Raw genomic sequence first — 25,976 nt, forward strand, 5'->3', positions numbered from 1 at the left:
ACCTGTCTCGAAAAATTTCTTCTCCAGGGGCTTCCCTTTTTGAAGAAACGTCGTTATAGTTATGTTCTTGCTTGATGACGCAGCGGTTTTAAAGAAAACCGCGAAATCGGAAGAGTAAATCGGGGTGTAGCTTAGCCTGGTAGAGCGCTACGTTCGGGACGTAGAGGCCGGAGGTTCGAATCCTCTCACCCCGACCAGATTTTCAAGGATCATCGAAACACCGATCCTTTTCAGCTTGATGTTGTAGTCAACGCTGTACAAAGAATGCCCTGTCGAATGACGGGGCATTTTTTTTGCCCGCTTTCCATACATCGGCAAACGCCGGATGGCGCCGGTCCTTGGCACGAAACAGACCATCCCCAAAACCGCCGGCGCGGGCGGATTGACGCCAAAGCGAAAACATCCCGCCTCGCGAAATACGGAATCCTGCGCTCACGCAATCTCTCAGCTCAAGCTCCGGACTTCGTATGGCCGGATTGATCGGGCCTCCTTGGATTTTCCGCTCCACCTCCGGAGCCGAAACCTGTTACTCGGACCCGCCAGACCAATCCCGGCACGCATCAAAGGCTTCGCGCACCTGTCCTTGCCGATCTTCGCGGAGAGTAAAAGACGCGATCGCCAACCCGATAATCCGGAATTTCAGAGTTGCGGCAAGGCAACTCCCCAATCGATGCTGCAATCCTTTGCCAGCATGCGCATCCGGGATAGCGTCACACGATACGAGCGATCATATAGATGATCGTTCGGCCGCAACGCAAGCGCATGCAGTCCTGCCGATTCCTTGAGGAACGCCGATGCCAAAAGCTTCGGCAACCGGTCGCAATTCAGATGGAATGGCGAGCTGCCGCTCTGCTCGTCCATCTGCGCCATGTAAAAACACTGAATCGCACAGAAGACACCCACCGGGTCATTGCATGCGGCTTGCAAAGCGTTCTCGAGTTCACGCTGGACGAAATCGACACCTTCCGTTCGGCTGAGCGGATACAGCGTGCGTTCCAGCAATTCCGCATGATCGGTCGGACGCATGTCGTCGTTGATCTCGGGCGGTGTGCGGAACACACACGCCTCGCCGCGCAATACACTCGCGAGCCACCCACCTCGGATGGCGGTCAAAACGTCGAATTCCGTCGGATTCATTGCAGTATCTTGATGTTCGGCATCGCACTTGTACCGCGGATGACCTGCCTGCTCCGGCAAACCGCCTCGCGAATATCGATGTGTATCGATTGGCGATTGCCTGCCGTGGGCCGCGAGATTCATCACCGCGTTGTATTGATAATGCTCGGCCGGCTGATGCAGGCCGACAGCCGATGTCACCTGACCGCGCTTGTCCCATCGATAAGCCAGGGTATCGAAGTCCGACTCGCCCCGCTCCGGACGACCGGCTCCATCATAGGCATACACGTGTCTCGTCAATTGTCAGCAGGCGCCGCACGACTGTACGCCCGCTTCATGAAACGCAAAGCTTGCGCCCACCGCTTGACAGATGTGAAAGGTTATCGAAGATTTTTACAAATTGCCGAGAATTGACTAGAGTTGCCGAGCGCGCGGCCCCGTCAGACACATCACGGTCGCCGGCCTCTGCTATATTCCCTCCATTCCTGTCCTTCACTGCCCTTCCAACGCGTGGACCAAATTCCCTTATGGGCGCAAATCGGCGCCGTCTTCCTGCTTCTCCTCTGTTCCAGCTTCTTTTCGATTTCCGAGACCGCGATGATGGCGCTCAACCGCCATCGGCTGAAGCATCTCGCCACCCAGGGCGCGCTCGGCGCGAAGACCACGCAGGGACTGCTCACGCGCACTGACCTGCTGCTCAGCGTGATCCTGATCGGCAACAACCTGTTCAACACGATCATTCCGGTCCTGACGACGTCGCTCGCGCTGCATACGTTCGGCCGCAACAACCTCGCGCTGTCGATCGCGACCGGCATCGTCGCGTTCCTGATCATCGTGTTTGCGGAAATCGCACCGAAGATCGTCGGCGCGACGTTCCCCGAACGCATCGCACTGCCCGCGAGCCTCGTGATCGCGCCGCTGATGCGCGTGTTCAAACCGGTCGTCTGGTTCGTCAACGCGCTCGCGAACGGCGTGCTGTGGGTGCTGCGCATCAACACGAAGAAGGGGCGCGACCAGCGCATGTCGGCCGACGAGCTGCGCGCGATCGTGCTCGAGTCGAGCAGTTTCATGCCGACCAAGCACCGCAGCATCCTGCTCAATCTGTTCGACCTCGAGAACATCACGGTCGACGACGTGATGGTGCCGCGCCGCCAGATCGAGTCGCTCAACTTCTACGCACCGCTCGACGACGTCCTGCACCAGCTCGAAACCTGCTACCACAACCGGCTCGTCGTCTACGAAGGCGACATCGACAGGGTGCTCGGCGTGCTGCACGTCCGCAAGACGCTGACTGCGCTGCACAACCAGGAGTTCGACCGCGAGACGCTGCGCACGCTGCTCGCCGAGCCGTACTACGTGCCGTCGGGCACGCCGGTGGTTCAGCAGCTCCAGTTTTTCCAGGAAACGCGGCAGCGGACCGCGCTCGTCGTCAACGAGTATGGCGAGCTCGAAGGGCTCGTCACGCCCGAAGACATCATCGAGGAGCTGATCGGCGAATTCACGACGTCGATGCCGCGCAGCGAACGCAAGGGCGGCTGGGACGAGAACGGCGAATGCATCGTCTCGGCGAGCATGCCGCTGCGCGAACTGAACCGCTGGTTGCACCTGAAGCTGCCGACCGACGGGCCGAAGACGCTGAACGGACTCGTTCTCGAAATCCTCGAAGAAATTCCGGAAGACGACGTGTGCCTGAAAATTGGTGACGTGATGCTCGAGGTGATGCGCAGCGATGACCAGGCCGTGCGCACGGTCAAGCTCTTCAAACCGCGCAGCTCGCGCACCGCACGTACTAACGCGCGCTAGCCGAACGGCCGACTGCCGGCGCCGCCCGAGACGCGCGACCATCTGCTGGTCACGGTCAACAGGCGGCCAGCGCGCCGGCTCACATGCATTTCCCTCCTCCCGGGGCGCCGCTGCGCAAGCCGCCGCCCACCCACTCAGATGCGTCGCCCGCCACCGCACCGCGCGCACTCGACGCGGCCCAGCTCGACGATGCGCCGGCCGTGCGGCTGCTGACGGATACGCTTCACGCGGCACGCGTGCGCGACGCATCCGACATCCACGTCGAGCCGTTCGAAGCCGGCTGGCGCATCCGCCTGCGCATCGACGGCGTGCTGCACGAACATGCGCGGCCGCCGCTTCATCTGCGTGACGCGCTCGTCACGCGGATCAAGGTGCTCGCGCGCATGGACATCGCCGAGCGGCGGCTCCCGCAGGACGGCAGGCTGCGCATCGCGATCGACGGCGGTACGCGCGGCGACTTCCGGGTCAGTTCGCTGCCCACGTTGTTCGGTGAAAAGCTTGTGCTGCGGCGCCTCGAAACGCTGCCGCCCGACCTCAGGCTCGCCCGCCTCGGCTTCGACGCGCAGCAGGCGGCCGCGATGGAGGCCGCGATACGTGCGCCGCATGGCCTCGTGCTCGTCACGGGCCCGACCGGCAGCGGCAAGACGCTGTCGCTCTACTGCGCGCTGCAGATGCTCGACCGCGACGCGCACAACGTCTGCACGGTCGAGGATCCCGCCGAGATCCAGCTCGACGGCATCAGCCAGGTCGGTGTCGCCGAAAAGGCGGGGCTCACGTTCGCGACTGCGCTGCGCGCGCTGCTGCGGCAGGATCCGGACATCATCATGGTCGGCGAGATTCGCGATGCGGAGACGGCCGACGTCGCGATCAAGGCCGCGCAGACCGGCCATCTGGTGCTGTCGACGCTGCACACGAACGACGCGCCGGCCGCCGTCGCGCGGCTGCTCGACATCGGCGTCGCACCATACAACCTCGCGGCCGCGCTGCACCTCGTCACCGCGCAGCGCCTCGTCCGGCGGCTGTGCGCCGCCTGCCGCGTGCACTCGGACGCACCGGTACCCGTCCTGCGGGAGGCCGGCTGCGACCCCGCCGCCCTCGCAGCCGGATGGCGGCCGTTCGTCGCGCGAGGCTGTTCGACCTGTCATGGAATCGGCTATCGCGGCCGTGTCGGCCTGCATCAGACGATGCCGGTGTCGCCCAGGCTGGCGGAGCGCATCGTCGCACGGGCGAGCGTCGGCGAACTCGCGCAATGCGCGGCAGCCGAAGGCGTGCGCAGTCTGCGCGATGCGGCGCTCGCGCGCGTCCACGACGGCACGACGAGCATCGCCGAAGCCCTCGCCGCGACACCTGCGGCATGAGCATGCGCACACCGCCGCGCGAAACCCGCTTCGCGTGGCGCGGCCGCCGTCGCGATGGCACGCCACGCAGCGGGATCGTCATCGCGTTCGACATCGAAGCGGCGCGCGCCGCGCTCGCACGCGACGGCATCGCCGTGCTGTCGCTCGACGTCCGCGGGCCGGCCCGGCCGCCAACGGCCGGCGCGCGGGACGTCACACGCTTCACGCGCCAGCTCGCGAGCTTGCTACAGGCCGGATTGCCGCTCGCGCCGTCGCTCGAGATGCTCGCGTGTACGCGGCCGCGCGACGGACTGCCGCGCATCGCCGCGGGTCTCGCCCGCGAGATTCTCGCCGGCCGGCGCTTCGCCGATGCGCTCGCACGCTATCCATCGCAGTTCGGCATGCTGTATCGCCAGTTGATCGAGGTCGGCGAAGCGTCCGGCTCGCTCGGCGTCGTGCTGACACGGGTCGCCGAACACCGCGAGCGCGCCGACGCGCAGTGGCGCAAGCTGCGGGCCGCGCTCGCCTATCCGATGGCCGTCATCCTGTTCGCAGTCGCGATCTCGGCCGCGTTGATGGTATGGGTCGTGCCGACGTTCCGGCAGCTCTTCGACGGTTTTGGCGCCGCACTCCCGGCGCCGACCCGTGCGCTGCTCGCGCTGTCCTCCGCGCTGTCTGCGTGGGGCGGCGTGCTCGTTGCCGGTACGGCAGCAGCCGGGCTGGCCGCACATTACACGCTGCGGCAGTCGGCACCGCTGCGCCACGCGGTCGCGCGGCACCTGCTGCACGCGCCGCTCGCGGGTAGTGCGCTCAGCCGGTACGCAGCCGCACGCTGGTGCCGCTCGCTTGCGACGCTGCTCGGCGCCGGCGTACCGCTCGCCGACGCCTTTGCCACGCTCGAGCGCGCGGCCGGCCATCCGGTGTTCGAGCGCGCCACCGCGCATATCGCGGCTCGCGTGCTGCGCGGCGCGCGTCTCGCGGATGCAATGCAGTCGGCCGGCTGCTTTCCGGATGACGTCGTGCAGCCGATCGCCGTCGCCGAGGAAACCGGTGCGCTCGACACGATGCTCGCCGACATCGCCGCGCTATGCGAACGCCAGCTCGACGCGCGTCTCGATGCACTTGCCGCGCTCGGCGAACCGCTGATCGTGATCGTGCTGGGCGCACTCGTCGGCGGCCTCGTGATCGCGATGTACCTGCCCATCCTCCAGCTCGGCAACGTGGTGTAGCATCGCAACCGATTCTGTCGCCCTTTTGTCCGAACCTTGAGCCTCATGACGCCAGCGCCCCTGTACGCCGTTACCGATTCGCCCGAGAGTACGCTGCTCGCGCTGGCGATGCTGCCGCCTACGTTGCAGTATGCATTCGCGGCCGTCATCGGCCTCTGCATCGGCAGCTTCCTGAACGTGGTCGTGCACCGGCTGCCCGTGATGATGCAGCGCGCATGGCAAGCCGAGATCGATGAAGCGACCGGCAACGCGAGCGCCCCGCCCGACGACGGCTACCCGCCGCACTACAATCTGTGGCGCCCGCGCAGCGCGTGCCCGCATTGCGGCCATGTACTGCGCGCATGGGAAAACATCCCGCTCGTCAGCTACCTGATGCTGCGCGGGCGCTGCCGTCGCTGCGGCCACGCGATCGGCATCCGTTATCCGCTCGTCGAGCTCGCGTGCGCACTGCTCGCCGCCGGCTCCCTCGCCGCATTCGGCCCGACCGTCGCCGCACTTGCCGCGTTCGCGCTGTGTGCCGCGCTGCTCGCCATGAGCGCAATCGATATCCGGACCGGCTACCTGCCCGACTCGATGACACTGCCGCTCCTCTGGGCCGGGCTCGTGCTGAACCTCGGCGGCACGTTCACGTCGCTGCGCTCGGCCGTGATCGGAGCCATGGCCGGCTACCTGTTCCTGTGGTCGATCTACTGGCTGTTCAAATGGCTGCGCGGCATCGAGGGGATCGGGTTCGGCGACCTGAAGCTGCTCGCTGCGCTCGGCGCATGGATGGGCTGGGCCGCGCTGCCGCAGGTCGTGCTGTTCGCCGCGGTGACGGGCGCGATCGTCGGGCTCGTTGCGACCTGGCGCGGCCGCATGCGCTTCGAGGAGCCGATTCCGTTCGGCCCGTTCCTCGCGGCAGGCGGCGTCGCGACGCTGTTTTTCGGCACCCCTTTCTATTCGGCGCTCGGAGGCTGACATGTTCGCAATTGGACTCACCGGCGGCATCGGCAGCGGCAAGACAACCGTCGCCGATCTGTTCGGCGCCCGCGGCGCGTCGCTGGTCGATACCGATCTGATCGCCCATCGCATCACCGCACCGGGCGGCCTCGCGATGCCCGCGATCGAACAGGCTTTCGGCCACGGCTTCGTTGCCGCCGACGGCGCACTCGACCGCGCGAAAATGCGCGCACTGATCTTCGGCGACGACGCCGCGCGCCGGCGCCTCGAAGCGATCACGCACCCGCTGATCCGCGCGGAGACCGATCGCGAAGCGCGCGACGCGCAGGGCCCGTACGTGATGTTCGTCGTGCCGCTGCTCGTCGAGTCAGGCAACTGGAAGACGCGCAGCGATCGCGTACTCGTCGTCGATTGCCCGGTCGAAACGCAGATCGCACGCGTGATGCAGCGCAACGGCTTCACGCGCGAGCAGGTCGAAGCGATCATCGCGAAACAGGCAACGCGTGAGGCCCGTCTCGCGGCGGCCGACGACGTGATCGTCAACGATGCGACGACGCCCGACGTGCTCGCCGCGCAGGTCGATGCACTGCACCAACGTTATCTCGGGTTGGCAGCCGCCGCGCGCTGAGCATCGTGCGCAATCGTGATGGTGTACGAAATTGGCGCGTTGCTAGGGTAGAGAGTGAGCATTAGAATGTCCTGCATTGTTTCAATTCCTACCCTAGAGGCGAGCGCGCTTGATTCTTTACGAGTATCCGTTCAACGAGCGAATTCGCACGCTGTTGCGCCTCGAAGATCTCTTCGAGCGCTTCGCGTTCTTTTTGGCTCAGGAGGACCCGCGTGAACACCACGTCGCGCTGACGACGCTGTTCGAAATCGCCGAGGTAACGGGCCGCGCGGATCTGAAATCGGATCTGATGAAAGAGCTCGAACGTCAGCGCCAGACGCTCGCCCCCTTTCGCGGCAATCCGGGCATCGAGCAGAACGCGCTCGAAGCGGTGCTCGGCGAAATCGAGCAGACGCTCGCGAATCTCGCGCAGATGCAGGGCAAGACTGGGCAGCACCTCGTCGACAACGAGTGGCTCGCCAGCATCCGCAGCCGCGCAGTGATTCCCGGCGGCACGTGCAAGTTCGACCTGCCGTCGTACTATGCGTGGCAGCAATGGCCCGCCGAGCAGCGGCGCCAGGACATCGCGAAGTGGATCCTGCCGATGCTGCCGCTGCGCGACGCCGTGACGATCGTGCTGCGGCTCGCGCGCGAATCGGGCCAGGCGTCGAAGGTCATGGCGATGCAGGGCAGCTACCAGCAGATGCTGTCCGGCCGCACCTACCAGTTGATGCAGGTGCGTGTAGCGCCGGAGCTACGCGTCATTCCCGAAGCGAGCGCCAACAAATACATGCTGTGGGTACGGTTCACCATGCAGGACGGCGATGTGCGGCCGCGCGCGGTGGACATCGACGTGCCGTTCCATCTGACACTATGCAATCTGTAACGGCCGCGTGCCGGATCGCTTTCGTATGACTACCGTTGTGAAGTGCCCGTCGTGCGGCGCCGAAGTGCGCTGGACACCCGAAAATCAGTTCCGCCCGTTCTGCTCGGCCCGCTGCAAGCAGCTCGACCTCGGCGCATGGGCCGCGGAAAAGTACCGGATCGGCGGCTCCTCCGACGAGGGCCCCTCGTCGGAAGAAGACGGCACGGACGGCCGCCGCGACAGCTGAGCGGTGCGCGGCACCGCCCGCTAGTGATATGGCCCGCCTTTCCGGCAGGCCATCATGGCGTCAGTTCGACGCCGCTTCCTTCTCGAGCAGTTCGAGCACCGGCAGCGCAGCCGGCAGCAACGGCGCGACCTCGACCGGCAGTTGCTGCCATACGAACGCCTGCCCTTCCTTGCTGTGCGGCTGGCCCGTCCATCCCGTCACCTTGCAGAAATAAAGCCGCACGTAGGCATGCGGATAATCGTGCTCGAGCGTGTGCCAGCGATGGCTGGCCGTGACTTCGATGCCGAGCTCCTCGTGCAGTTCGCGCGCAAGCGCGTCCTCGACGCTTTCGCCGGCCTCCAGCTTGCCGCCCGGAAACTCCCAGTAACCTTCATACGGCTTGCCTTGCAGCCGCTGCGCGAGCAGGTAGCTGCCGTCCGGCTGCACCATCACGCCGACCGCGACTTCCGTCACCTTGCGGCCATCGGGTGCGCGCACCGCGCCTTGTGCGAGATCCGCGCTCATGCTTGCTCCTTGCGGCCCGACCAGTCACGCGCAAACTGCCACGCGACGCGCCCCGATCGCGAGCCGCGCTCGAGCGCCCACACGAGCGCGTCGCCGCGTGCGGACTCGATCTCCGTATCCGGGCAGCCGAAATGACGCAGCCAGTGCCCGACGATGTCGAGATAATCGTCCTGCTTGAACGGATAGAAGCTGACCCACAGGCCGAAGCGCTCCGACAGCGAGATCTTCTCCTCGACGACTTCGCCGGGGTGAATCTCGCCATCCGGGAGATGCTTGTACGTCTCGTTGTCGCTCATGTACTCGGGCAGCAGATGGCGGCGGTTCGACGTCGCGTAGATCAGCACGTTGTCCGACTGCGCGGTGATCGAGCCGTCTAGCGCGACCTTCAGCGCCTTGTAACCCGACTCGCCTTCCTCGAACGACAGGTCGTCGCAGAACACGATGAAGCGCTCGGGACGCTGCGAGATCAGGTCGACGATGTCGCCGAGATCATGCAGGTCGTCCTTGTCGACTTCGATCAGGCGCAGGCCGTCCTTCGCATACGCGTTCAGGCACGCCTTGATCAGCGACGACTTGCCGGTACCGCGCGCGCCGGTCAGCAGCACGTTGTTCGCCGGCTTCTGCTGCACGAACTGCCGCGTGTTCTGTTCGATCAGCCCTTTCTGGCGATCGATGTTGTGGAGATCGTCGAGCGTGATCGACGACACGGCCGGCACCGGCTGCAGATAGCCGCGCCCCTGGCGCTTGCGCCAGCGGAACGCGTGTGCGGCATTCCAATCGACCGCCGCCGGTGCAGGCGGCAGCATCCCCTCGAGACGGCCGAGCAACGCTTCGGCGCGCGTCAGAAACTGTTCAAGTTTGTCCATGTCGTTCGACCGCTCCCGATCAGGAACGGTAATCCGCGTTGATGCTCACGTAGTCGTGCGACAGGTCGCACGTCCAGATCGTGGCCTGCGCGTCGCCGCGGCCGAGCAGCACGCGGATCGTGATTTCGCTTTGCTTCATCACGCGCTGGCCGTCCTCTTCCTGGTAGGCCGGGTTGCGGCCACCTGCCTTCGCGACGAGAACGTCGTCGAGATAGAGGTCGATCTTGTCGACGTCGAGATCCGCGACGCCCGCATAGCCGATCGCCGCGAGAATCCGGCCGAGGTTGGGGTCGGATGCGTAGAAGGCCGTCTTCACGAGCGGCGAATGGCCGATCGCGTAAGCGATCTGGCGGCATTCCGCGACATTCTTGCCGCCTTCAACCTGCACCGTCATGAATTTCGTCGCGCCTTCGCCATCGCGCACGATCAGTTGCGACAGCACCTGCGCGACTTCCGTCACCGCATCGCGCAGCGCCGCATAGGCCGGCGAATCGGTCGACGTGATCGCCGGCAGCGTGCTCTTGCCCGACGCGATCAGGATGAACGAGTCGTTCGTCGACGTATCGCCGTCGATCGTGATGCAGTTGAACGAGCGGTCGGCCACTTCCTTCACGAGCGTGTCGAGCACCGGCTGCGCGACGTTCGCGTCGAACGCGAGGAAGCCGAGCATCGTTGCCATGTTCGGCTTGATCATGCCCGCACCCTTGCTGATACCCGTCAGCGTGACCGTGTGGCCGTCGATCGTCACCTGGCGCGACGTGGCCTTCGGCAGCGTGTCGGTCGTCATGATCGCGTGCGCGGCGTCGAACCAGTTCGCTTCCTTGCGGTTCGCGAGCGCGGCCGGCAGCCCGGCCTTCAGGCGGTCGATCGGCAGCGGCTCGAGGATCACGCCGGTCGAGAACGGCAGCACCTGCGCCGGCTCGATGCCCGCGAGGCGCGCGAGTTCCATGCAGGTTTCGCGCGCGTTCACGAGGCCCGGCTCGCCGGTGCCCGCGTTCGCATTACCCGTATTCACGACGAGCGCGCGAATGCCCGCGCCGCCCGCGCGCACCTTTGCCAGGTGCTCGCGGCAGACGATGACCGGCGCGGCGCAGAAACGGTTTTCGGTGAACACGCCCGCGACCGTCGCGCCTTCGTCGACGGAGATGACCAGCACGTCCTTGCGATTCGGCTTGCGGATGTTCGCTTCCGCCCAGCCGAGCGTGACGCCGGCGACGGGATGCAGTTGGGCGGGATCGATCGACGGAAAATTGACAGCCATGGGGCACACCTGCCGGATGGAAAATGCCGGCATGCGCCGGCATCGATTGGAAGAACCGGCGGCCGCACGCGCGGGCCGCCGCAACTCACATCACTCACTCGAAGCTGCGAACGAAGCGGCACGCGTGATGCGCGCCGCCGTCGATCATGACAGCTTCCCGTGACATTGCTTGTACTTCTTGCCGCTGCCGCACGGGCACGGATCGTTGCGGCCGACCTTCGGCATTTCGCCGCCGGGGCCGCTGTGCGTCATCGCGCTGCCGACCATCTCGGCCGTCGCCGTGGCCGCCGCGGCAGCGGTGACGTTCGCCACCGGCGCACCGGCTTCCGCGTAATCGGCGTGCTGGTACTCGACGTTCTCGAGATGACCGCTGCGCTCCTCGATCTGCTCGGCGGCTTGCTCGAGCTGCTCCGGCGACTGGATCTGCACGTTCATCACGACGCGCGTGACTTCCTGCTTGATCGCTTCGAGCATCGCGGCGAACAGCTCGAACGCTTCACGCTTGTATTCCTGCTTCGGATTCTTCTGCGCGTAGCCGCGCAGGTGGATACCTTGGCGCAGGTGGTCGAGCGCCGCGAGGTGCTCGCGCCACAGGCGGTCGACCGTCTGCAGCATCACCGAGCGCTCGAACGCGCTGAACGATTCGCGGCCGACCATCGCGACCTTCGCCTCGTACTGCTCGTCGGCGGCCGTCATCACGGCGTCGAGGATCTCCTCGGCGGTGATCGACGACGACTCGTTCACCATTTCCTGGATCGCGAGGTCGAGCTGCCAGTCGTTGCGCAGCGCTTCCTCGAGCTCGGGCACGTCCCACTGCTCTTCGATGCTGCCTTCCGGCACGAACTGGCGGACGACTTCGGTCACCACGCCATGACGCATCGCGGTGATCGTCTCGGTGATGTCGTGCGCTTCGAGCAGCTCGTTACGCTGCTGGTAGATCACCTTGCGCTGGTCGTTCGACACGTCGTCGTATTCGAGCAGCTGCTTGCGGATATCGAAGTTGCGCGCTTCGACCTTGCGCTGCGCGGACTCGATCGAGCGCGTGACGATGCCGGCCTCGATCGCCTCGCCTTCCGGCATCTTCAGGCGGTCCATGATCGAACGCACGCGGTCGCCCGCGAAGATGCGCAGCAGCGGATCGTCGAGCGACAGGTAGAAGCGCGACGAGCCCGGATCGCCCTGACGGCCCGCACGGCCGCGCAGCTGGTTGTCGATCCGGCGCGATTCGTGACGCTCGGTGCCGATGATGTGCAGGCCGCCCGCGGCCTTCACCTGCTCGTGCAGCGTTTCCCACTCGTCGTGCAGCTGCTGGATGCGGCGCGCCTTCTCGTCGGCCGGGATGGCTTCGTCGGCCTCGATGAACGCAGCCTGCTTCTCGGCATTGCCGCCGAGCACGATGTCGGTACCGCGACCGGCCATGTTGGTTGCGATCGTGACGCGCTTCGGACGGCCGGCTTCCGCGACGATCGCGGCTTCGCGCTCGTGCTGCTTCGCGTTCAGCACCTCGTGCGGCAGCCCGGCCTGCTTCAGCAGGTGCGACAGCAGCTCTGAGTTCTCGATCGACGTCGTGCCGACCAGCACCGGCTGACCGCGCTCATAGCATTCGCGGATGTCGCGGATCACCGCGTCATAACGCTCCTTGGCCGTCTTGTAGATCTGGTCCTGCTTGTCGATCCGCTTCGGCGGGCGGTTGGTCGGGATCACGACCGTCTCGAGACCGTAGATCTCGTTGAATTCGTACGCTTCGGTGTCGGCGGTACCGGTCATGCCGGCCAGCTTCGCGTACATCCGGAAGTAGTTCTGGAACGTGATCGATGCGAGCGTCTGGTTCTCGCTCTGGATCTTCACGTGTTCCTTCGCCTCGACGGCCTGGTGCAGGCCGTCGGACCAGCGGCGGCCGGCCATCAGGCGGCCGGTGAATTCGTCGACGATGACCACTTCGCCGTTCTGCACGACGTAGTGCTGATCCTTGTGGAACAGCGTGTGTGCGCGCAGCGCCGCGTACACGTGGTGCATCAGCGTGATGTTCTGCGGCGCGTACAGGCTCTCGCCCTCGCCGATCAGGCCCCATTCGGCGAGCAGGCGCTCGGCCTTCTCGTGGCCCGATTCCGTCAGGAACACCTGGCGGGCCTTCTCGTCGAGCGTGTAGTCGCCCGGCTTCTCGACGCCCGTGCCGTCGGCCTTCTCTTCACCGATCTGGCGCTCGAGCAGCGGCGGCAGTGCGTTCATCCGCACGTACAGCTCGGTGTGATCCTCGGCCTGACCCGAAATGATCAGCGGCGTGCGCGCCTCGTCGATCAGGATCGAGTCCACTTCGTCGACGACCGCGAAGTTCAGTGCCCGCTGCACGCGCGCGTCGGTCTCGTAGACCATGTTGTCGCGCAGGTAGTCGAAGCCGAACTCGTTGTTCGTGCCGTACGTGATGTCCGCCGCGTAGGCCTGCTGCTTCTGGTCGTGCTCCATGCCGGACAGGTTGATGCCGACCGACAGACCGAGGAAGTTGTAGAGGCGCGCCATCCATTCGGCGTCGCGCTGCGCGAGGTAATCGTTGACGGTCACGACGTGCACGCCGCGGCCAGCCAGTGCGTTCAGGTACACGGGCAGCGTCGCGACGAGCGTCTTGCCCTCGCCGGTGCGCATTTCCGCGATCTTGCCGTAGTGGAGCACCATGCCGCCGATCATCTGCACGTCGAAGTGCCGCATCTTCAGCACTCGGCGGCTGGCCTCGCGACAAACCGCGAACGCCTCGGGCAGCAGCTTGTCGAGCGACTCGCCGGCCGCGACTCGCTGGCGGAATTCGTCCGTCTTGCCGCGCAACTGGTCGTCCGTCAGCTTCTCGATCTGCGTTTCGAGCGCATTGATCGTCGTGACGGTCTTTTGGTATTGCTTGACGAGCCGCTGGTTGCGGCTGCCAAAAATTTTCTGGAGAAAACCGGTTGTCATCGGATCGGATCCTGCGTCGCAGCACCGGCGCCCGGCGCGTATTGCGCGCCCCGACGCCCGAGCCTCGGCGGCTTAGCGAATTAGTGGACTCAAACGAGGAATTTTAGCACGCGGGGAAGCGTGCGCCCGTGTCTCGGGCGGACGGGCACTGCGCGCCGACGGCCGGGCCAACGGGGCGAAAGCCGCCCGTGCACGGGCCCGCGCGGGTACAATCGGCGTCAACGTCCGCGCGCGTGCGCGCCCGAAGAATGTCTCGATGAACCGATTTTCCAAGCGTTTCGGCCCGCTCGCCCCGTATCGCCCGCAACCCGTGTCGGAAGTGCTCGGCCGCACCGACGCGTTCGCGGCGCTGCGCGCCGGCGTCGAGCAGATCGCGTCGCTGCAGCGCGATCTCGCCGCACTCCTGCCCGACTACCTGGCAAACCACATCGAGCCCGGCTTCGTGAAGGACGGGACCCTGACCCTCTTTGCGGCGCACAACGCGCTGGCCGCGCGGCTGCGGCAGGTCGAGCCGCGGCTGCTCGGCGATCTGCAAAAGCGCGGCTGGCCGGTCTCGACGCTGCGCGTGCGCGTACGCCCGAAGGATGCGCCGGAGCCGCCGCACGTGAAGCAGGCGCGGATGACGTCGGTCGGCGCGGCCGCGTTGCGCGACCTGGCAGATCATCTCGAACCGTCACCGCTGCAGGACGCGCTCGCGCGGATGGCGGCCCGGCATGGGGCGAAGCCGCGCTGACGACACGCGCCGCCGCCGGCCCCCGGCCAATAAAAAAGCAGCCCGGAGGCTGCTTTTTTATTGCTTGCGTGGAATGCGGATCAGGCGAAGGCCGTCTGCATGTCGAACGCGAAGCCCTTCGGCGCGGCTTGCGGATCGTCGAACGTGACGATCTCGTACGCATCTTCGTTCGCGAGCAGTTCGCGCAGCAGCGCGTTGTTCAGCCCGTGGCCCGACTTGTACGCCGTGTACGACGCCAGCAGCGGATGGCCGATCACGTACAGGTCGCCGATCGCGTCGAGCATCTTGTGCTTCACGAACTCGTCGTCGTAGCGCAGCCCGTCGTTGTTCAGGATGCGGTACTCGTCGAGCACGATCGCGTTTTCCATGCTGCCGCCACGGGCGAGACCCATCTCGCGCAGCATCTCGGCCTCATGCGCGAAGCCGAACGTGCGTGCACGCGCGATCTCGCGCACGTACGACGTATTCGCGAAATCGACCTCGAGTTCCTGGCCGGTCTTGTCGACGGCCGGGTGACGGAAGTCGATCGAGAATTTCAGCTTGAAACCGAAGTACGGATCGAGACGCGCGAACTTGTCGCCGTCGCGGATTTCGACCGTCTTCTTCACCTTGATGAAGCGCTTCGGCGCGTTCTGCTCCTCGATCCCGGCGGACTGGATCAGGAACACGAAGGTCGCCGCGCTGCCGTCCATGATCGGGATTTCCTCGGCCGTCACGTCGACGTAGAGGTTGTCGATGCCGAGACCGGCACACGCCGACATCAGGTGCTCGACCGTCGACACGCGCACGCCATCCTTCTGCAGCACCGACGCGAGCCGCGTATCGCCGATCGACGTCGCCGCGGCGGGAATGTCGACGGGCGTGGGAAGGTCGACGCGGGAGAACACGATGCCCGTGCCCGGCGCGGCGGGACGGAGCGTCAGCTCGATCTTGCGGCCCGAGTGGACACCGATACCCACGGTCTTCACGATGGATTTGATGGTGCGCTGCTTCAGCATGATGTTCTTCGTCGTGATTGAAGATATCAATCAGGAGTTATATTCGATAGGGGAGATTATAGCGTAATTCCCTATTCAGCGTAGTTTGAAACTGCGTATCAATCTGTTTCGGCTGTTTACCCGCGCCGATACGGGACGGGCCGATGCCCGGAACGGAGGCGTTTCCGGTCATCAGCCCGTGTTACAACTGCCCTGAGGCCGGTGAGCAGCGTTGCCCGCAGGCAACGGCGCACCGCACGATCAGGACGTCAACGTCGCGAGAACACTCGCCGCATCGCTCACTTCGAATTTGCCCGGCGCCTCGACGGCCAGCGTCTTGACCACACCGCCGTCAATCACCATCGCGTAGCGCAGGGAACGAATTCCCATGCCACGCGCGGACAAATCCTGCGTCAGCCCCAGCGCATGAGTGAAAGCCGCGCTGCCGTCCGCCATCATGCGCACCTTGCCCGCGGTGTGCAGATCACGTCCCCATGCGCCCATCACGAATGCGTCGTTGACGGACACGCACCAGATCTCGTCGATACCCGCCGCGCGCAGTTGCTCGGCGTGTTCGACGTAGCCCGGCACATGCTGCGCCGAGCAGGTCGGCGTGAAAGCGCCCGGCAATCCGAAGATCACCACCCGCTTTCCCGCAACCTGGTCGCGCACGCTGTAGGCGTTCGGCCCCAGCGTGCACCCTTCGCGCGCGTCGTCGATGTACTCGAACAATTGCGCGTCGGGCAGCGCGTCGCCCACTTGAATCATGGCTGGTCCCTCATAGCGATACGGTTTTTCAGCGTGTTGCGGACAGCACGGGCCATCCCGCCCCGCTTGCGCGGAGAGGGCACCTTTCCCGGCCCGGCGTCGCAATCGACGCGGCCTGTCGTGGTCCGTAGCATCCGTCACGCCGGCGATACCGCGGCAGTTTCGCCGCGGCTTCGCCTGTGTTTGCGTCAGTCAGCCTGCTTGCGCAGGAAAGCCGGGATGTCGTACGTGTCGACACCCTTCTCCTGCAGCGCCTGCACGTGCGATGCCGCGGTTTCGCGCGAATTGCGCCACACCGCCGGCGTATCGAGCGCGCCGTAGTCGGCCGTGCTGACGTGATGCGTCGGAGCGTAGCCGTGCGAAACCGCGCTGACCGGCTGGTTGTCCGTACCCGTGCGCAGCAGCGTCATCGGTGCCGATTGCTGCTTCTTCGCCGCACGGCCCAGACCCGTTGCCACGACCGTCACGCGCAGTGCATCGCCCATCGCGTCGTCGTACACCGCACCGAAGATCACCGTCGCATCTTCCGCCGCGTAGCTCTTGATCGTGTTCATCACTTCGCGCGTTTCCGACAGGCGCAGCGAACGGCTCGACGTGATGTTGACCAGCACGCCGCGCGCGCCCGACAGATCGACGCCTTCGAGCAGCGGGCTCGCCACGGCCTGTTCCGCCGCGAGGCGTGCGCGATCGACGCCGGCGACCGTCGCCGTGCCCATCATCGCCTTGCCCTGCTCGCCCATCACCGTCTTCACGTCTTCGAAGTCGACGTTCACGAGGCCATCGACATTGATGATTTCAGCAATGCCTGCAACCGCGTTGTTCAACACGTCGTCCGCGCACTGGAAGCACTTGTCCATCTCGGCATCGTCGCCCATCACGTCGAACAGCTTGTCGTTCAGAACGACGATCAGCGAGTCGACGTGATCCTCCAGTTGCTGCGAACCGGCTTCAGCGACGCGCATGCGCTTGCCGCCTTCGAACTCGAACGGCTTGCTGACGACACCCACCGTCAGGATGCCCATCTCCTTCGCGATCTGCGCAACCACCGGTGCCGCGCCCGTGCCCGTGCCACCACCCATGCCGGCCGTGATGAACACCATGTGCGCGCCGCGCAGTGCGTCGGCGATGCGCTCACGCGCTTCTTCCGCTGCCGCACGGCCCATTTCCGGCTTCGCGCCAGCGCCCAGACCCGTGTTGCCGAGCTGGATCACCGACGATGCACGCGAACGCGACAGCGCCTGCGCATCCGTGTTCATCACGATGAAGTCGACGCCCTGCACGCCGCGGTTGATCATGTGCTGGACGGCATTGCCGCCAGCGCCGCCAACGCCGACCACCTTGATGATGGTGCCGTTGGTTTCGGTTTCCAGCATTTCGAATTCCATTGTTGCCTCCGTCAAGAGAAATACTGCTACTCGGCCGTTATTCGGCAGGAGATCGGGCAACCCCCTGTCGCGCGCCAGCCGCCGGCACCGGCGCGAATTTCGATTCGGTTCGTCAGAAGTTGCTCAGGAACCATTCCTTCATCCGCGAGAACACCTGCCCCGCGTTTCCGGACTGCACGGCGACCTTGCGGCCGCGCATGCGCTGAGCACTGCCTTCGACGAGCAGCCCCATCGCCGTCGAGTAGCGCGGATTGCGCACGACGTCGGAGAGGCCGCCTGCATATTCCGGCGCGCCGATGCGCACCGGTTTCAGGAAAATGTCTTCGCCGAGCTCGACCATGCCGGGCATCATCGACGCCCCGCCGGTAATGACCACGCCGGAGCTCAGCAGTTCTTCGTAACCCGATTCGCGCACGACCTGCTGCACGAGCGAGAACAGTTCCTCGACACGCGGCTCGATCACGGCTGCGAGCGCCTGGCGCGACAGCGTGCGCGGGCCGCGTTCGCCGAGGCCCGGCACTTCCACCATTTCGTCCGGATCGGCGAGCGCCTGCTTGGCAATGCCGTAGCCGACCTTGATGTCTTCCGCATCCGGCGTCGGCGTGCGCAGCGCCATCGCGATGTCGCTCGTGATCTGGTCGCCGGCGATCGGAATCACCGCGGTGTGACGGATCGCGCCTTCGGCGAAGATCGCGATGTCCGTCGTGCCGCCGCCGATGTCGACCAGCACTACGCCGAGATCCTTCTCGTCTTCCGTCAGCACGGCCAGCGACGACGCGAGCGGCTGCAGGATCAGGTCGTTCACTTCGAGCCCGCAACGGCGCACGCACTTGACGATGTTCTGCGCGGCACTCACCGCGCCCGTCACGATGTGCACCTTCACTTCCAGCCGGATGCCGCTCATGCCGATCGGCTCGCGCACGTCTTCCTGGCCGTCGATGATGAATTCCTGCGTGAGGATGTGCAGCACCTGCTGGTCGGTCGGGATGTTGATCGCCTTCGCGGTCTCGATCACGCGCGCAACGTCGGTCTGCGTGACTTCCTTGTCCTTGATCGCGACCATCCCGCTCGAGTTGAAGCTGCGGATGTGGCTGCCCGCGATCCCCGTGAACACGTTGGTGATCTTGCAGTCGGCCATCAGCTCGGCTTCCTCGAGCGCGCGCTGGATCGACTGCACGGTGGCCTCGATGTTGACCACCACACCTTTCTTCAGACCCTTCGACTCGCTCTGGCCGAGACCGATCACCTCGTAGTGGCCTTCGCCCTTCAGCTCGGCGACGATGGCCACCACCTTCGACGTGCCGATGTCGAGGGAAACCAGCAGATCCTTGTAGTCTTTGCTCATAAAGTGCTCTTGCGTGTGATCTCTCGTTACTTCTTGCGCTTGTCGGTATCGGTCAGGAACCGCATGCCTGCCGCGCGAATCGCGAATCCGTTCGGATAACGCAGGTCCGCGTACTCGATGTCGTTGCCCCAGCGCTCCGTGACAGCCGGCCATGCGGCAACCAGGCGCTGGCTCCGGTCATGCAGCGACTCGCTGTTGCGTTCCTTGCCCAGCTCGACCTGCATGCCGTTCGACAGCTTCACCGTCCACGCGTACCGCGCCGACAGCGTCACTTCTTCCGGCGCCGCCTTCAGCGGCGCAAACCATTTCCCGAAGTCGCGATACCGCGTGACGACTTCCTTCGCACTGCCCTCCGGGCCGTCGAACGCCGGCAGTTCCTGCTCCAGCTCGCCCTGGTTCGCGGTGAACAGTTCGCCGTCGACACTCACGAGCTGGTCGCTGCCCCAGGTCCCGAGCGGTTTGTACTCCTCGAGCGTGACAGCCAGCGCATTCGGCCACACCCGGCGCACGCTCGCGTGGCGCACCCAGGGCATCTGCTCGAACGCGCCGCGTGCCGCATCGAGATCGACCGTGAAGAAATTGCCCTTCAGCCGGCCGACCACGCCCGCGCGCACCGTCGGTGAATTGATGTGCTCGGTGTCGCCGTCGATCCGGATTTCCCGCAGCGCGAACGTCGGGCGCTGGATCAGCCAGTAGCAACCGGCCGCCGCCAACACGAGCAGCAACAGCGCGTACAGCGCGCTGGCGGCAAGGTTGAGTTGGCGAACGTTGTTCCACATACGTCGTTCCGTTCCTGCGTCAGTCGTTGAGCGTGAGCGACAGCACCTTCACGACCAGCTCCGAATAGCTGATGCCGACCGCGCGCGCGGCCTTCGGCGGCAGCGAGTGGTCAGTCATGCCCGGCGCGGTGTTCACTTCCAGGAAGTACGCGTTGCCGTCGGCGTCGAGCATGAAATCCGCGCGGCCCCAGTCGGTGCAGCCGAGCACGTCGAACGCACGGCGCGCGATGCGCTTGAGCTCCGCTTCCTTGTCGGCGGGCAGCCCGCACGGAATCAGGTATTGCGTGTCGTCGGCGACGTACTTCGCGTGATAGTCGTAGAACTCGCCGGCCGGCACGATCTTGATCACCGGCAGGTCGAGATCGCCAGCGATGCAGGCGGTGTATTCGCCGCCGCCCTCGATGCTCTTCTCGACGATCACGATCGGGTCATGCTTCGCGGCTTCCGCGAGCGCAGCCGGCAGCGCGTCGGCCGTCTTCACTTTCAGCACCGCCACGCTCGAGCCCTCGCTCGCCGGCTTCACGAACAGCGGCAGGCCGAGCTTCGCGACGATGTCCGTCGCGCGCGCCGCGAGGTCGTCGCCGCGCAGCACCGTCTCGAACGGCGGCGTCGGCACGCCCGTCTGCTGCCACACGAGCTTCGTGCGGAACTTGTCGAGGCCGAGCGCCGACCCGAGCACGCCGCTGCCCGTGTAACGAATGCCGTAGAAATCGAGCGCGCCCTGGATCTGGCCGTTCTCGCCGTAGCCGCCATGCAGCGCGTTGAACGCGCGCACGAACCCTTCATCCTTCAGCGCCGCCAGCGGGTGCTCGGCCGGGTCGAACGGGTGCGCGTCGATGCCCGCGTCGCGCAGGCCCTGCAGCACGAGCTTGCCCGACGTGAGCGACACCTCGCGCTCCGAGGACTCGCCGCCGAACAACACCGCCACCTTGCCGAAACGTTTCGGATCAATCCCGCTCATGTCATGCCTTCTGTTGAGTGTGCTGCGCGACCTTCGCCGGCACGCCGCCGATCGAACCCGCACCCATCGTGATCACCACGTCGCCGTTTTGCGCGACCTTCGCCAATGCGTCCGGCACGTCGTCAACCGTCGCGACGAATACCGGGTCAACCTTTCCTACCGCGCGCAACGCACGCGACAGCGCTTCGCCGTTGGCGGTCGAGATCGCCGCCTCGCCGGCCGCGTAGACTTCCGTCAGCACCAGCGCGTCGACCGTCGACAGCACGTTGACGAAATCGTCGAAGCAATCGCGCGTACGCGTGTAGCGGTGCGGCTGGAACGCCAGCACGAGGCGGCGGCCCGGGAACGCGCCACGCGCGGCCGCGATCGTCGCGGCCATCTCGACCGGGTGATGGCCGTAGTCGTCGATCAGCGTGTATTGGCCGCCGTCCGCCGTCGGCACCTCGCCGTAGCGCTGGAAGCGCCGGCCGACGCCGTTGAATTCCGCGAGCGCCTGCTGGATCGCATCGTCCGTCACGCCGAGATCGGTCGCGATCGCGATCGCCGCGAGCGCATTCTGCACGTTGTGCAGGCCCGGCAGGTTCAGCACGATCGCGAGCGGCGCGCGCCCTTCACGAATCACCGTGAAATGCATGCGGCCGTCGCGCGCGTCGATGTCTTCCGCGCGCACCTGCGCGTCCGGCGACAGGCCGTAGCGCACGACCGGCTTCGAGATGAACGGGATGATCTGCCGCACGTTCGGATCGTCGACGCACACGACCGCGCTGCCGTAGAACGGCAGGCGCTGCGTGAATTCGATGAACGCCTGCTTGAGCCGCGCGAAATCGTGGCCGTAGGTGTCCATGTGGTCGGCGTCGATGTTCGTGATGACTTCGATCACCGGATACAGGTTCAGGAACGACGCGTCCGACTCGTCGGCCTCGGCGACGATGAAATCGCCCGTGCCGAGCCGCGCGTTCGCGCCGGCGCTGATCAGCCGGCCGCCGATCACGAAGGTCGGATCGAGCCCGCCCGCCGCGAGCACGCTCGCGACGAGGCTCGTCGTCGTGGTCTTGCCGTGCGTGCCGGCGATCGCGATGCCCTGCTTCAGGCGCATCAGCTCGGCCAGCATCACCGCGCGCTGAACGATCGGCACGCGCTTCGCGCGCGCGGCCAGCACTTCCGGGTTGTCCGAACGCACGGCCGTCGACACGACGACCGCGTTCGCGCCCTCGATGTTCACCGCGTCATGGCCGATCGCGATCCGTGCGCCGAGCGCCTGGAGACGATCGGTCACCGCGTTGCGCGACAGGTCCGAGCCGCTGACCTCGTAGCCGAGGTTAACGAGCACCTCGGCGATGCCGCTCATGCCCGCGCCGCCGATGCCGACGAAATGAATGTGTTTGACGATGTGTTTCATTGCAGTTGTTCCAGGTTCGCGCCAGCCGCCTTCGCGCACACGCGCGCGACTTCGTCGGTGGCCTCGGGCTTCGCCAGCGAGCGCGAACGTTCCGCCATGTCCGCGAGCGATGCCCGCGACTGGCCGCGCAGCCAGTCGGCGAGCAGTTCCGCCGACAGGTCGCGTTGTTGCACCAATACCGCCCCGCCCGCATCGGCGAGGAACGCTGCGTTGGTCGTCTGGTGATCGTCGACCGCGTACGGGAACGGCACGAACAGCGCCGCCACGCCCACCGCCGCGATCTCCGACACCGTCATCGCTCCCGACCGGCAGATCACGAGATCCGCCGCCGCATACGCGGCCGCCATGTCGTCGATGAACGGCACGAGCCGCACGTCTTCGCCGGCCGCGAAACCGGCCGCTTCGTAATTCGTCTTCAATGCTTCGATGTGCTTCGCGCCGGCCTGATGCACGATGCGCGGGCGTTCGCCCGGCGTCAGCATCGCCAGCGCGCGCGGCACGACTTCGTTCAACGCGGCCGCACCGAGGCTGCCGCCGACGACCAGCACGTTCAGCGGGCCACTGCGCGCCGCATAGCGTGCTTTGGGCGCTTCCGTGCGCGCAAGTTCCGCGCGAATCGGGTTGCCCGTCCATTCCGCGTGCGGCAACGCACCGGGGAACGCGACGAGTACGCGTTTCGCGATTTTCGCGAGCACCTTGTTCGTCAGGCCCGCGATCGAGTTCTGTTCATGCAGCACGAGCGGGCGCCCCGACAGCGCAGTCATCACGCCCGCCGGGAACGTGATGTAGCCGCCCATCCCGAGTACGACGTCGGGCCGCACGCGGCGCAGCGCGGCAAGGCTCTGACCGCATGCGCGCAGCAGGTTGAACGGCAGCGTCAGCTTGGTCTTCAGGCCCTTGCCGCGCAGCCCGCCGAAGCGCACGTATTCCATCGGAATGCCGTGCTTCGGCACGAGCGTCGCTTCCATCCCGGCCGGATTGCCGAGCCACACGACGCGCCAGCCCGCCGCTTCCATCCGGTGCGCGACCGCGAGCCCCGGGAACACGTGGCCCCCGGTGCCGCCTGCCATCACCATCAGCGTGCGTTGCGACGCGGTCATACCTTCCCTCCGCGCATCAGCACCCGGTTTTCGTAGTCGACCCGCAGCAGCACCGCGAGCGCGACGCAGTTCAGCAAGATGCCCGAGCCGCCGTAGCTCACGAGCGGCAGCGTCAGGCCCTTGGTCGGCAGCAGCCCGAGGTTCACGCCCATGTTGATGAAAGTCTGCGCGCCGAACCAGATGCCGATGCCCTTCGCGGTCAGGCCCGCGAACGTGCGATCGAGCGCGAGCGCCTGGCGGCCGATCTCGAACGAGCGGCGCACGATCCAGTAGAACAGCAGGATCACGACCAGCACGCCGACGAAACCGAGCTCCTCGCCGATCACCGCAAGGATGAAGTCGGTATGTGCTTCCGGCAGGTAGTTCAGCTTCTCGACGCTGCCGCCAAGACCGACGCCGAACCACTCGCCGCGGCCGAACGCGATCAGCGAGTGCGTGAGCTGGTACGCCTTGCCCTGCGCGTAGCGCTCGTCCCACGGATCGAGGTACGCAAAGATCCGCTCGCGACGCCACGGCGACAGCCACACCAGCATCGTGAAGGTGCCGACCGCCGTCGCGACGAGGCCGCCGAACAGCTTGCCGTTCACGCCGCCGAGGAACAGCACGCCCATCGCGATCGCCGCGACCACCATGAACGCGCCCATGTCCGGCTCGAGCAGCAGCAGCGCACCGACCAGGCCGACCGCGAACGCCATCGGCAGAAAGCCCTTGGCGAAGCTCTGCATGTATTCCTGCTTGCGCACCGTGTAGTTCGCCGCGTAGATCGTCACCGCGAGCTTCATGATTTCCGACGGCTGCATGTTCGTGATGCCGAGCGGGATCCAGCGGCGCGCGCCGTTCACGCCCTTGCCGATGTGCGGAATCAGCACGATCACGAGGCCGACGAGCGCGATCAGGAAGAGATGCGGCGCGTATTTATCCCACGTCGACACCGGCACGCGGAATGCGATCACCGCCGCGATGAACGCGACGACGAGCGAGATGCAGTGACGCATCAGGAACGCGTAATCGTGATACGACGCGTATTTCGGCGAATCGGGCATCGCGATCGACGCCGAGTACACCATCACGACGCCGAGCCCGAGCAGCGCGATCGCGACCCACAGCAGCGAATAGTCGAAGTCGAGCATCCGCGAACGGCTCGGGCGCACGCCGTTGACGACGCTCGCGAGGCCGCCCGTCGCGGCACGTGTGGCCGACGCGACGCGGCCGCCCGCGGCATTGCCGCCGGTGTCGCGGCGATCGTTGAAACGGGAGACGAGGCGATCGGACCAGCTCATGGCGTCGCTCCTTTGTCGATGGCGATTTCGTCGACCGCCGCGCGGAATACATCCGCGCGATGGGCGTAGTTCCTGAACATGTCGAGGCTCGCGCAGGCGGGCGACAGCAGCACTGCATCGCCCGGTTCGGCGAGGTCGGCCGCCGCATGCACCGCGCCTTCGAGCGTCGCGTGGTCGGCGAGCGGCACGCCCGTTTCGGCGAGCGTGTCGCGAATCGCCGGTGCGTCACGGCCGATCAGCATCACCGCACGGCACCAGCGCGCGACCGGCGCGACCAGCGGCGCGAAGTCCTGACCCTTGCCGTCGCCGCCCGCGATCAGCACGATCTTCTGCGCGAGCCCGTCGAGCGCGGCAACCGTCGCGCCGACGTTCGTACCCTTGCTGTCGTCGACGTAATCCACGTCGTCGATCGTCGCGATCACTTCGACGCGGTGCGCCTCGCCGCGGTATTCGCGCAGCGCGTGCAGCAGCGGCGCGGCCGGCAGGTCGATCGCGCGTGCGAGCGCGAATGCGGCCAGCGCATTCGCCGCGTTGTGCAGCCCGCGGATGCGCAGCGCGTCGGCCGGCATCAGGCGCTTCTGCGCGATGTCGGGTGTATGTGCGTCGCGCTTGCGCCGGCGGCTCGTCGTCGCGACTTCATCCGGCGCGTCGCGATCGACGGCTTCGACCAGCCACGCGATGCCGTTGTCGCGCGACAGCCCGTAGTCGCCGTCCTGCACCGGTTCGTTCAGGCCGAACGTGACCGTGCGCGGGGCATCCGCCGCACCGGCTGCCGGCGCGAACTTCATCACGGCCGCATCGTCGCGGTTCAGCACGCGCGTCGTCGTCGCGCCGAAGATCCGGCCCTTTGCCTGCGCGTATGCGTCGAAGCTGCCGTGCCAGTCGAGGTGGTCCTGCGTGATGTTGAGGATCGCGGCCGCATCGGGCGCGAACGTGCGCGCGGTCTCGAGCTGGAAGCTCGACAGTTCGAGCACCCACACGTCGGGCAGCGTGGTTTCGTCGATCGCACCGGCGAGCCGGTCGAGCATCGCGGGGCTGATGTTGCCCGCGACAGCGACCTTCTTGCCCGAGCGCTGGCACAGCAGGCCCGTGAGGCTCGTCGTCGTGGTCTTGCCATTGGTGCCCGTGATCGCGAGCACCTTCGGCTGGTAACCGCTCGTGCCGAGCGCGCGCAGCGCCTGCGCGAAGAATTCCAGCTCGCCCCACACCGCGACGCCCTGCTCGTTCGCGGCCGCGACCAGCGCCGCGAGTGCCGGTTCGAGCGGCGACAGCCCCGGGCTCAGCCCGACGAGCTCGACGCCGCCGTCGAGCAGCGCGGGCGTGAACGCCCCGCCGACGAATTCCGCATCGATGCCTTCGGCCTGCAGCGCGGCAAGGTTCGGCGGCGCCTCGCGGGTATCGGCAATACGCAGCCGGCACCCGTGCCTCGCGCACCATCGCGCGATCGCGAGACCCGATTCCCCGAGCCCCAGTACGAGCACCATCGGCCGTTGCCGATCTCCAAACATCTCGCCAGACATCCTTGTTACCTT

The 25,976-nt window shown here is 66.0% G+C and carries 23 protein-coding genes and 1 tRNA gene; 9 read left to right on the forward strand and 15 right to left on the reverse strand.

The window, feature by feature from the left end; all coding sequences use genetic code 11:
* Positions 1 to 120: 120 nt before the first annotated feature.
* Positions 121 to 197, forward strand: a tRNA-Pro gene (locus tag QZM67_RS20030).
* Positions 198 to 639: 442 nt separating this feature from the next.
* Here the strand turns inward: QZM67_RS20030 and QZM67_RS20035 are convergent.
* Positions 640 to 1,404: a hypothetical protein gene (locus tag QZM67_RS20035; protein ID WP_301806060.1), complete on the reverse strand. Its 765-nt coding sequence runs from the start codon at positions 1,402 to 1,404 to the stop codon at positions 640 to 642.
* Between the two features lie 222 nt (positions 1,405 to 1,626).
* On the opposite strand from QZM67_RS20035, the gene QZM67_RS20040 reads away from it, so the two are divergent.
* The 7 genes from QZM67_RS20040 to QZM67_RS20070 all read left to right on the forward strand — a co-directional run bounded on the left by QZM67_RS20040 (position 1,627) and on the right by QZM67_RS20070 (position 8,143).
* Entirely contained in the window at positions 1,627 to 2,919 is a 1,293-nt protein-coding gene (locus QZM67_RS20040; RefSeq protein ID WP_051890409.1) for an HlyC/CorC family transporter, read from the forward strand.
* Between the two features lie 83 nt (positions 2,920 to 3,002).
* Positions 3,003 to 4,277 (forward strand): GspE/PulE family protein, encoded by a 1,275-nt coding sequence (locus QZM67_RS20045; protein ID WP_301806063.1) that lies wholly within the window; start codon positions 3,003 to 3,005, stop codon positions 4,275 to 4,277.
* Positions 4,274 to 5,485 carry a type II secretion system F family protein gene (locus tag QZM67_RS20050; protein WP_301806066.1) on the forward strand — a complete coding sequence of 404 codons (1,212 nt, stop codon included), beginning with the start codon at positions 4,274 to 4,276 and terminating at the stop codon, positions 5,483 to 5,485. The genes QZM67_RS20045 and QZM67_RS20050 overlap by 4 nt, the downstream gene beginning before the upstream one ends.
* Positions 5,486 to 5,530: 45 nt before the next feature.
* Positions 5,531 to 6,442, forward strand: a complete 912-nt coding sequence (locus tag QZM67_RS20055; protein ID WP_301806069.1) for an A24 family peptidase — start codon at positions 5,531 to 5,533, stop codon at positions 6,440 to 6,442.
* Between the two features lies 1 nt (position 6,443).
* Positions 6,444 to 7,052, forward strand: a complete 609-nt coding sequence (gene coaE, locus QZM67_RS20060) for a dephospho-CoA kinase (protein ID WP_301806072.1) — start codon at positions 6,444 to 6,446, stop codon at positions 7,050 to 7,052.
* A gap of 109 nt (positions 7,053 to 7,161) precedes the next feature.
* Positions 7,162 to 7,917, forward strand: coding sequence for a cell division protein ZapD (gene zapD, locus QZM67_RS20065; RefSeq protein ID WP_043191449.1), 756 nt, complete (start codon positions 7,162 to 7,164; stop codon positions 7,915 to 7,917).
* 25 nt (positions 7,918 to 7,942) lie between these two features.
* The gene (locus QZM67_RS20070; protein WP_027788444.1) at positions 7,943 to 8,143 is read left to right on the forward strand and encodes a DNA gyrase inhibitor YacG; all 201 of its coding nucleotides are present in this window, start codon (positions 7,943 to 7,945) and stop codon (positions 8,141 to 8,143) included.
* Positions 8,144 to 8,203: 60 nt separating this feature from the next.
* Here the strand turns inward: QZM67_RS20070 and QZM67_RS20075 are convergent, their stop codons facing one another.
* The 4 genes from QZM67_RS20075 to secA all read right to left on the reverse strand — a co-directional run bounded on the left by QZM67_RS20075 (position 8,204) and on the right by secA (position 13,717).
* Positions 8,204 to 8,647 carry an NUDIX domain-containing protein gene (locus QZM67_RS20075; RefSeq protein ID WP_301806073.1) on the reverse strand — a complete coding sequence of 148 codons (444 nt, stop codon included), beginning with the start codon at positions 8,645 to 8,647 and terminating at the stop codon, positions 8,204 to 8,206.
* Complete coding sequence (locus QZM67_RS20080) at positions 8,644 to 9,513, reverse strand: ATP-binding protein (protein ID WP_301806075.1); 870 nt, start codon at positions 9,511 to 9,513, stop codon at positions 8,644 to 8,646. Before QZM67_RS20080 ends, QZM67_RS20075 begins: the two co-directional genes overlap by 4 nt.
* Positions 9,514 to 9,532: 19 nt before the next feature.
* On the reverse strand, positions 9,533 to 10,774 hold the full coding sequence (gene argJ / locus QZM67_RS20085) for a bifunctional glutamate N-acetyltransferase/amino-acid acetyltransferase ArgJ (protein WP_175021534.1): 1,242 nt from the start codon (positions 10,772 to 10,774) through the stop codon (positions 9,533 to 9,535).
* Between the two features lie 144 nt (positions 10,775 to 10,918).
* Positions 10,919 to 13,717, reverse strand: a complete 2,799-nt coding sequence (gene secA, locus QZM67_RS20090) for a preprotein translocase subunit SecA (protein WP_043191460.1) — start codon at positions 13,715 to 13,717, stop codon at positions 10,919 to 10,921.
* A 256-nt stretch (positions 13,718 to 13,973) separates the two neighbouring features.
* Between secA and QZM67_RS20095 the strand changes: the two genes are divergently transcribed.
* A complete protein-coding gene (locus QZM67_RS20095) occupies positions 13,974 to 14,450 on the forward strand; it encodes a DUF721 domain-containing protein (protein ID WP_043191463.1) in 477 nt (158 codons plus the stop codon).
* 80 nt (positions 14,451 to 14,530) lie between these two features.
* Here the strand turns inward: QZM67_RS20095 and lpxC are convergent, their stop codons facing one another.
* The 10 genes from lpxC to murD form a co-directional block, all read right to left on the reverse strand.
* Positions 14,531 to 15,448 carry a UDP-3-O-acyl-N-acetylglucosamine deacetylase gene (lpxC, locus tag QZM67_RS20100; protein WP_175021532.1) on the reverse strand — a complete coding sequence of 306 codons (918 nt, stop codon included), beginning with the start codon at positions 15,446 to 15,448 and terminating at the stop codon, positions 14,531 to 14,533.
* A 240-nt stretch (positions 15,449 to 15,688) separates the two neighbouring features.
* On the reverse strand, positions 15,689 to 16,195 hold the full coding sequence (locus QZM67_RS20105; RefSeq protein WP_011350844.1) for a peroxiredoxin: 507 nt from the start codon (positions 16,193 to 16,195) through the stop codon (positions 15,689 to 15,691).
* A 188-nt stretch (positions 16,196 to 16,383) separates the two neighbouring features.
* Positions 16,384 to 17,580 carry a cell division protein FtsZ gene (ftsZ, locus tag QZM67_RS20110; RefSeq protein WP_011350843.1) on the reverse strand — a complete coding sequence of 399 codons (1,197 nt, stop codon included), beginning with the start codon at positions 17,578 to 17,580 and terminating at the stop codon, positions 16,384 to 16,386.
* A gap of 112 nt (positions 17,581 to 17,692) precedes the next feature.
* Positions 17,693 to 18,925, reverse strand: coding sequence for a cell division protein FtsA (gene ftsA / locus QZM67_RS20115; RefSeq protein WP_006487138.1), 1,233 nt, complete (start codon positions 18,923 to 18,925; stop codon positions 17,693 to 17,695).
* A 26-nt stretch (positions 18,926 to 18,951) separates the two neighbouring features.
* Positions 18,952 to 19,704: a cell division protein FtsQ/DivIB gene (locus QZM67_RS20120; RefSeq protein ID WP_043191473.1), complete on the reverse strand. Its 753-nt coding sequence runs from the start codon at positions 19,702 to 19,704 to the stop codon at positions 18,952 to 18,954.
* Between the two features lie 19 nt (positions 19,705 to 19,723).
* Positions 19,724 to 20,665 carry a D-alanine--D-alanine ligase gene (locus tag QZM67_RS20125; protein ID WP_301806079.1) on the reverse strand — a complete coding sequence of 314 codons (942 nt, stop codon included), beginning with the start codon at positions 20,663 to 20,665 and terminating at the stop codon, positions 19,724 to 19,726.
* A gap of 1 nt (position 20,666) precedes the next feature.
* The gene (gene murC, locus QZM67_RS20130; RefSeq protein WP_175021530.1) at positions 20,667 to 22,064 is read right to left on the reverse strand and encodes a UDP-N-acetylmuramate--L-alanine ligase; all 1,398 of its coding nucleotides are present in this window, start codon (positions 22,062 to 22,064) and stop codon (positions 20,667 to 20,669) included.
* On the reverse strand, positions 22,061 to 23,164 hold the full coding sequence (murG, locus tag QZM67_RS20135; protein ID WP_089449853.1) for an undecaprenyldiphospho-muramoylpentapeptide beta-N-acetylglucosaminyltransferase: 1,104 nt from the start codon (positions 23,162 to 23,164) through the stop codon (positions 22,061 to 22,063). The genes murC and murG overlap by 4 nt, the downstream gene beginning before the upstream one ends.
* Positions 23,161 to 24,444 (reverse strand): putative lipid II flippase FtsW, encoded by a 1,284-nt coding sequence (gene ftsW / locus QZM67_RS20140; RefSeq protein ID WP_043191485.1) that lies wholly within the window; start codon positions 24,442 to 24,444, stop codon positions 23,161 to 23,163. Before ftsW ends, murG begins: the two co-directional genes overlap by 4 nt.
* Positions 24,441 to 25,952: a UDP-N-acetylmuramoyl-L-alanine--D-glutamate ligase gene (murD, locus tag QZM67_RS20145; protein WP_301806085.1), complete on the reverse strand. Its 1,512-nt coding sequence runs from the start codon at positions 25,950 to 25,952 to the stop codon at positions 24,441 to 24,443. Before murD ends, ftsW begins: the two co-directional genes overlap by 4 nt.
* Positions 25,953 to 25,976 lie beyond the last annotated feature (24 nt).

The organism is Burkholderia sp. AU45251 (assembly GCF_030482905.1).
Lineage (GTDB): Bacteria > Pseudomonadota > Gammaproteobacteria > Burkholderiales > Burkholderiaceae > Burkholderia > Burkholderia aenigmatica.